Raw genomic sequence first — 7568 nt, 5'->3', positions numbered from 1 at the left:
CTGCTTTTTTCAGCAGAAATGTTGTGGCCTACCCACGAAAACTTTACTCACACCAGTTCCCAGGCCCGTCGCGGTCAGCGGTGCGCCGGGCGATTTCCCGCCTCTGCCAGTTCTCCTGCGTTGCTCGTAACAGGGCAGGGCGGCTCGGCGCTCCTGGCGCGCCCTGGCCCGCCCTGGGTCACACACTCATGCGAAGGCCCCCGGGCGGGACGGCATACCCGGGGGCCTGGATCACGAATCCTCCTCCTGGCTGCGGGCCGTCGCACGGCGCCGCGACCGCCGGACCAGCCTGGACGGCTGCCGCACCTCGCCGCGCCCCCCTGCGCCGACTTCTGCAACGGGCCGGTTCAGCGAGAACGGGTTGGTCACCGTGGGATCGACAGCCTGCCGGCCGCGGACCTTGTGCTCGGGCACCGGCAGCCCCCACATGTCGAAGCGAGCCGTCGACTCGCCCCCTGCCTTCGACCGCCCCTTGCGGGCGGGCGGGTCAGGTTCCGGCCGGCCGGCGGCGGCCGCCTTGCGCGCCGCCCTCTGCCGCCCCGCGCGGGGGGCGGGCTCAGCGGTCTGCACTTCGTCCTGGGAGTCCAGCAGGAAATCAACCTGCCGGTTCTCCACGTCGACCTGGTGCACCTCCACCACGACGCGGTCCCCGAGGCGGAACCGCCGCCGGGTGCGCTCGCCGATCAGCGCGTAATGGTCTTCGTGGAAGTGGTAGTAGTCATCCGTGAGGGTGGACACGTGCACCAGGCCTTCCACCGTGTTCTCCAGCTGGACGTAAAAGCCCCAGGGCGTCACGCCCGAGATCATGCCGGCGAACCGCTGACCCACTTTGTCCGCCATGTACTCGGCCTTCTTGAGCTCGATGGTCTCCCGCTCTGCCTCCATGGCAACACGCTCACGCTCCGAGCAGTGCTCGGCGGCCTCGGGCAGTATCCGCTCCAGTTTGGCCTTCAACTTGCCGGGCAGTCTCCGTTTATGCTGCAGGTGGGCGCGCAGCACCCGGTGCACCACCAGGTCCGGGTAGCGGCGAATGGGCGAGGTGAAGTGGCAGTAGTTCTCGGCCGCCAGGCCGAAGTGGCCCAGCCTCTGCTCGCTGTACCGCGCCTGGCGCATGGTGCGCAGCAGCACCGACTCGATCAGGTTCTCCTCCGGCCGGCCCCGGCACCACTCCGTCACCCGCTGCAGATCCCGGGGCGTGACCGAGCCGTCGGGCCCCACCCGCAGGGTGTATCCGAACAGCCCCAGGAACTCCCGCAACCCGGCGATACGGTCTGCGGCAGGAGCTTCGTGAATGCGGAACATCAGCGGCAGGTCGCGGTTGGCGCAATGCGCGGCCACGGTCTCGTTGGCCACCAGCATGAACTCCTCGATGATCCGCTCCGCCTCGCCCCGCTCGACCCGCAGGACGTCCGTGGGCCACCCTTGCTCGTTGAGCCGAACCTTGGCCTCCGGGAGGTCGAAGTCGAGCGCCCCGCGCCGCATGCGCCGGTCCCGCAGCACCGCCATCAGGGTCGCCATCTCCTGGATGAGGGGCACCAGACCCTCCACGCCCCTCGCTGCCCCCGGTTCGCCGGCCAGGATCCGGTTCACCTGCGTGTAGGTGAGGCGCGCCGCCGTCCGTATCACCGACGGGAAGATCTCGTAAGACAGCACCTGCCCCTCGCCGTCGATCTCCATCACGCAGGAGAGCGTCAGCCGGTCCACGCCCGGGTTCAGCGAGCAGATGCCGTTGGAGAGGCGAGGCGGCAGCATGGGCACCACCCGGTCAGCCAGGTACACGGAGGTGCCCCGCTTGTACGCTTCGCGGTCCAGGGCCGAACCTTCGGGCACGTAGTACGCCACGTCGGCGATGTGCACGCCCAGCTGCCAGCGGTCGCGGCCGAGCCGCACAACGCTGACCGCGTCGTCCAGGTCCTTGGCGTCCTCGCCGTCGATGGTGACGATGGTCCAGGAGCGCAGGTCGCGCCGTCCGGCCTCGCGGATCGCCTCCTCCGTCACTGCCTCGGGCACTTGCTCGGCCTCCCGCATCACGTTGGCCGGGAAGGCCTCCGGCAACCCGTACTTGCGGATGATGCTCACGATGTCGACGCCGGGATCGCTCTTCATGCCCAGCCGCTCGACGATGCGCCCCTCGGCGCCCCGCCGGCCGTCAGGCCACTGCGTGATCTGCACCACGACCTTCTCGCCGCTCTTGGCCCCGTTGGTCATGCCCTTGGGGATGTAGATGTCGTCAGGCAGTCGCTTCTCGTCGGGCACCACAAAGGCGAGGTGGCCGCTCGTCTCAAAGGTGCCGACCACGCGGGGGTTGGCCCGCTCGAGGATGCGGATGATCTCGCCCTCCGGGCGGCCGCCGCCGAAGGCGGGCGGGAGGATGCGGGCGACGACCCGGTCATTGTGCCACGCGCCGTTCAGCCCCTCCCGCCCGATGAAGAGGTCCTCCGCACCGGGCCGGTCCGGAACAACGAACCCAAAGCCACGGGGGTGTCCCTGCAGCCGGCCGACCACGAGGTTCATCCGCTCCGGCGCCCCGTACCGGTCGGTGCGGGTCCGGACCACCTCGCCTGCGCGCTCCATCTGCTCCAAGGTCTTGCGCAGCTGCTCGTGCTGCTTCTCCGGGATGGCTAGCGCCTGCGCCAGCTCTGCGAAGTTCATCGGCCTGTAGGCCTTCTCCCGGATGAACTCTGCGATCCGATCTCTCACGTTTCTACCACCTTGCATCTGAGCACCGCGGTTACCGTCTATCGTGCACGAAATGCAACGGCCTCATGAACGCGGACGCGGGACGGGCGCGATCGTAAAGGCGGCCGGGTCCGTGGCACAGACCCGACCGCCGTCCACATTCCCTGCTATTGCCTCTACCGGGCCACGCTGGACATCCGCAGGTAGTTCTCCCGGGCCGCCCTGAGCTTGGTCCGGGCCACCTCCACGCCGAACCAGCCGTTGATGATGGTCCGCTTACCTTCAAGGTCCTTATACGTTTTGAAGAAGTGTTCAATCTCCCGCAGCCTGTGCGGGGGAACACAGGACAGGTCGGTCACCTGCTCGTAGCGGGGATCCCTGGCGGCCACCCCGAGGAGCTTGTTGTCGATCCCCTTGTCGTCTGCCATCTCCAGGACGCCGATCAGGCGCACCTCCACGATGCACCCGGGCACCGTCGGGTTGGTGACCAAAATGAGGATGTCGATGGGATCCCCGTCTTCTTCCAGCGTGCCCTCGACGTAGCCGTAGTCGGCCGGGTAATGTACAGGCGAGTACAGGACCCTGTCCAGCCGGAGCACGCCGCGCTCCTTGTCAAACTCGTACTTGTTCTGGCTGCCGGCAGGGATCTCGACAATCGCCTCCACGATCTCTTGCGACACCGAACCAAGACCCCTTTCGCAGCTTCTGTATCCTGATTCATTCCATGTTGCCATTATAGTAACCGCCGCGTGTTCCTGCAAGCAAGGCACCACTGCGGGCATGCCCGCCGGAGCCGAACCCCTACTTGCGGGTGTAGAAATGGACCCAGCGCAGGCTGCCGCTCACAGCAGCCGCCACGGCGCCTACCAGGGCGAGGGTGAGGGGAACGGCCAGCGACCACGTTGCGCCCCGCGCCAGGTAGTCCAGGAAGGTGGGCTGCCAGAGGCCGGCGGAAATCCCGCCCAGGGCGGGGAGCACCCGCACCACCCCCAGCTCCGCAGTCCCCACCGCCGGCAGTAAGGCCAGCGTGGCGATGAAGGCCAGAACCGCATGCAGCAGCCGGGCCGCGACGTAAGGTCCCATGCGAATGTCGGTGCCGGACAGCACGCTGGCTACCTGCCCGTGAACGGAGAGCCCGCTCCAGCCGATGATTGCCCCCGCAATGGCCACCTGCTGTACCAGCGGCGCCCCGCTGGCCCGTGAGGCCGCCAGCGTCCCCAAATCGACTTCCAGGAGTCCGATGACGGTCGCCCGCGCCAGGGCAGGGTCGATGCCGAACAGCCGGAAGAGCCACTGGAACGGAGCCGTAAGATACGGGAACAACCCGGTCACGTCGATCATGCGGGCAATGGTGGAGAAAAGAATGATATACCCGCAGATGAGGGCCATCGTGCGGACGGAGTCCGTAATGGCGTCGCCCAGCATCTGGCCCACCGGCCTGCCGTCCTCCTTTCGGGCCTTCACCAGGGCGGCGACCGCCCGGCTGAGGATGTTGCCCTCGCGAGCCGGTTCGGGGGTGTACTCGCGCTCCTGCAGGCCATAGAAGCGGAAGGTCAGCCCCACCAGGAGCGCCGCGAGGTAGTGGGCCAGCGCCATGGTTCCGCCCAGCGCGGGCAGGCCGAACATCCCCACGGCCACGGCGCCCCAGATGAAAAGCGGGTCCCCTCTATTACTGTTGTAAATCCTCCTCTATCGGCCGCCAGTGGATGTCGATGCGCTGGGCCTCCCGGTCTATCACGATTTCCCGGATGACGGCACCGAGCGCCTGGTTCTTGGCGGCTACAGGAGCCTCCTCGTCCTGGAGGATGGCCAGCACGTCCGTCAGCCGCTCCCGGAGGGCCGCAACCTGCGCCTCGTAATCCGGGCCGCTGTCCTTGCTGGCCGCCGCTTGCCGCAGCCGCTCCGCCTCCTGCTCCAGTATGGTGCGCCGGGTCTTGAGGTCATCCAGGGTGATGGCTCCGGCCTCGTATGCTTCCAGGAGGCGCTGGACCTTTGCGGCGTTAGCGGCGAGAAGTGCCTCCGGCGTGACGGTCTTGGCCCGCTTTGGCGTGGCGAAAGTCAGCGGGGTCTGCTCGGTCCCGGCGATGATTTCTCGGATCGCCCCTAGGACGGCCTCTTCCAACTCCATGGGACGGATGTAGACCATCGGACGGCAGGCCATGTGCCGCGGCCGAAAATATTCGGAGCAGATGAGCCTAGCTGGTGACTTTTTAGATTCGTGCCAGGTCAGGTGGTGTCCGCACCGGGCACACCGCACCATTCCCCAGAACAGGTACTCCCCGCGTTTCGACCTGGGGCGGCGACTGCTCTGCTCCCGCAAGACCCGTTGGACGGCCTCGAACGTCTCCTTGTCGATGATGGCCGGATGGGCGTTTTCAACTGTGATCCACTCGTCCTGATTGCGGAACCCCCTCACCTTTGTGGAGGTGCCGCCCAGATTGTCGATTTCTGTAAATCGTCGATTCCATACGGTGCGACCAAGGTACACCTCATTCTGCAACATCTTCCTGACCGCTGTCGGGGACCAACGGTACCCCCTGTTCAACGTGGCTGGGAAGAGGCTACCCATGCCAAAGGATTCTGCGATGGCGTAGACAGATCGCTCCCGCCGAGCCACCATTCCAAACGCCCACGCCACGGCCTCTGCCTCATCAGGCTTGACCACCAGACGACCGTCCTGGAGGTCATACCCAAACGGCCGCTTTCCGAGCCAGCGCCCCTGCTCCGCCAGGTAAGCCATGGTGCTGTAAACGTTTTCCGCCGTCAGGGCTGACTGGAACTCCGCAATCAGGTCCAACATCCTTTCGAGCAGCTGGCCCACAGCCCCTTCCGGGGTGGGCTGGGTAATGCTGATCAACTCCACCCCCAGCCTCCGGCGGAACAAAGCCTTATACATGGAGGCGTCCTCCATGTTGCGGGCGAAGCGATCCCACTTCCAGACCAAAACGGCGTCGAACGGACGGGGTTGAGCCTTGGCGTCCTGGAGCATCCGCACGAACTGCGGGCGATCCGCCGTACGGGCCGACTCTCCGGCATCGACGTACTCACGCACGATCACATAGCCGTTCTCCTTGGCCCATGCGTGAAGGCGGGCCTGCTGGGCCGATAAGGACTCGCCCTCCTCCGCCTGCATCCCTGTTGACACTCTGATATAGGCGGCAGCCCGCCGGAGTTCCCCCGACGGGCTAGACCGCCTGCTTCTTGTTCTGCCCATGAGTGTCCTGCCTCCCTGCCAGCCACACCTGGACCCCCTCCGGGGCTAGAGCACGGGCAAGCGCAAGATAGATCCGATCCGCAAGCGCCTGGCGCTCCGCATCGTTCAACTCTTCAAGCGGTACAACGCCCCGAGCGGTCGGGACGTGATTACGCACAACCCAGTCGACGGCTGTTTTCATCATTGTAAGACCTCCCCCGGCCGGCACACCAGACCCGGCCCGGAAAATGTGTATGCGATCACCTCCTCCTGCAGGTCCAAGCCTGCGTAAAAGCGACGAAGGTCGCCTACCCCCTAGCGCATACTGCGCCCCTGGATTTGGAGATAGGCGACCGATACCTACAGCTGACGAACGACTTCCTGTTTGGAGAACGGTTTCCTTTTAGGATGCCGTTACTCGTGACGTGTGATATTTGGTTATATGGTACCTTGCGGTGACAGTTAAAGCATATCATAATATATGGCACTATACAATGGTTGTATCTCAAATTCCTAGGCCGAAATCTGACAAACAAAGGCGCCCAGCCAGTCTGGATGGAAGTGGACCATGCGGTGAAGTCCAATTGCTGATCCAGCTCACACCTCTTCTCTGGGAAGTGTGGTCTTCACCCGGTGAACAAAAGCAGACCAAAAACGTAGGCCACCCCGGATCTTCATCCCTTGGGGTGGCCCGTATATCTTTTGTCTTGGCTGTGTCCGCCGCAAGATCTGTTCGACGTGAAACGGTCTGGTATGCCGACTCACGTCGGGCATTTAGTCTGACATGGACTGATTAGAATTTTAGCTCAAAGCACAGCTCTTTGTCCGGATCGGCCAGCCGCAGTCCGAGTGCCTCCAGGTCGGCCATCTGATTGAGATTCGTCCACTCGACGGACCAGCCGTTCAAGCCGCGCACCCTAACGAGTCCGCCACTGGGGGCCGCACGAACACCGTCGTCTGGGACCAGGTTGTTCAGATAGTACCCGCCGTAGTACCGGCCCTCGATAATGCTGACGGTACACTTCCCGAGTTTCACTGCCAGTGCATCCCACTCTACACCCGAGCTATCCACAAACGCCATGGTGCGGCCGTCTGGGGAATATACCCAGGTGACGTCATGGCTATAGGTATTTGCCGGGGGAAGGTAGTGCGTCTTCTGGCCCTGGTCTTCCCATTTCGGCGAAGGCGTGGAGTGGATCGCAGGGAGTCGGACACCGTTCCGGAAGTAGGGCGGATACGCGGTGGGCACCTCGAACGCGACACCGGGGCCGAGGTAGTAAAGGTGGGCCTCTTCTGGTGGGACGCCTAGCTTTTGGAGAGATTCCCACACCATCCAACCGGGCCGGAAATCCGTGCCGAGATACCAGCCGGGGAACCGCCACCGGTTGACTATCTTGCCGAAGTAATCGTTCGGGTCTTGCTGCACGTTGACGCGGTTCTCCAGCCGCATGAGCAAGACGGCGGCCTCGGCGCGGGTAACCGGTTGGTGCGGCCTCAGGGTTTTGTCGGGATAGCCGGTGAGGATTGCTTCGTCGAGCAGGCGCCCAAGCGCCGTCCGGTCGTCCTGGCTGAGTTGGGCGACGTCCGTATAGTACTTTAGGCGCTTGCCGAGCCCCGGTGGCAGCGGGATACCGGCGCGGTCTAGGAGCCTGTCTGAGTAAGCCAGTTCTGTAGGAGCAAAAGGGTTGGGTGTCCA

5 protein-coding genes are annotated in these 7568 nt (G+C 64.6%); all 5 read right to left on the bottom strand.

The features are described 5' to 3' along the window. Positions 1-231: 231 nt before the first annotated feature. Entirely contained in the window at positions 232-2700 is a 2469-nt protein-coding gene (rnr, locus tag AB2385_RS16230) for a ribonuclease R (protein ID WP_367656053.1), read from the bottom strand. 155 nt (positions 2701-2855) lie between these two features. Beyond that, positions 2856-3359, bottom strand: a complete 504-nt coding sequence (locus tag AB2385_RS16225) for an inorganic diphosphatase (RefSeq protein WP_367656052.1) — start codon at positions 3357-3359, stop codon at positions 2856-2858. A 121-nt stretch (positions 3360-3480) separates the two neighbouring features. Beyond that, positions 3481-4311, bottom strand: a complete 831-nt coding sequence (locus tag AB2385_RS16220; RefSeq protein WP_367656051.1) for a hypothetical protein — start codon at positions 4309-4311, stop codon at positions 3481-3483. Between the two features lie 37 nt (positions 4312-4348). After that, entirely contained in the window at positions 4349-5893 is a 1545-nt protein-coding gene (locus AB2385_RS16215) for a recombinase family protein (RefSeq protein ID WP_367656050.1), read from the bottom strand. A 772-nt stretch (positions 5894-6665) separates the two neighbouring features. Beyond that, on the bottom strand, positions 6666-7568 hold a 903-nt coding region (locus tag AB2385_RS16210), incomplete at its 5' end, for an S-layer homology domain-containing protein (protein ID WP_367656049.1).

The sequence above is a fragment of the Symbiobacterium sp. genome (assembly GCF_040797425.1).
Classification (GTDB): domain Bacteria; phylum Bacillota; class Sulfobacillia; order Symbiobacteriales; family Symbiobacteriaceae; genus Symbiobacterium.
Note: the sequence above shows the minus strand (reverse complement) of the source record. Positions and strands in the feature narration are given on the sequence as shown.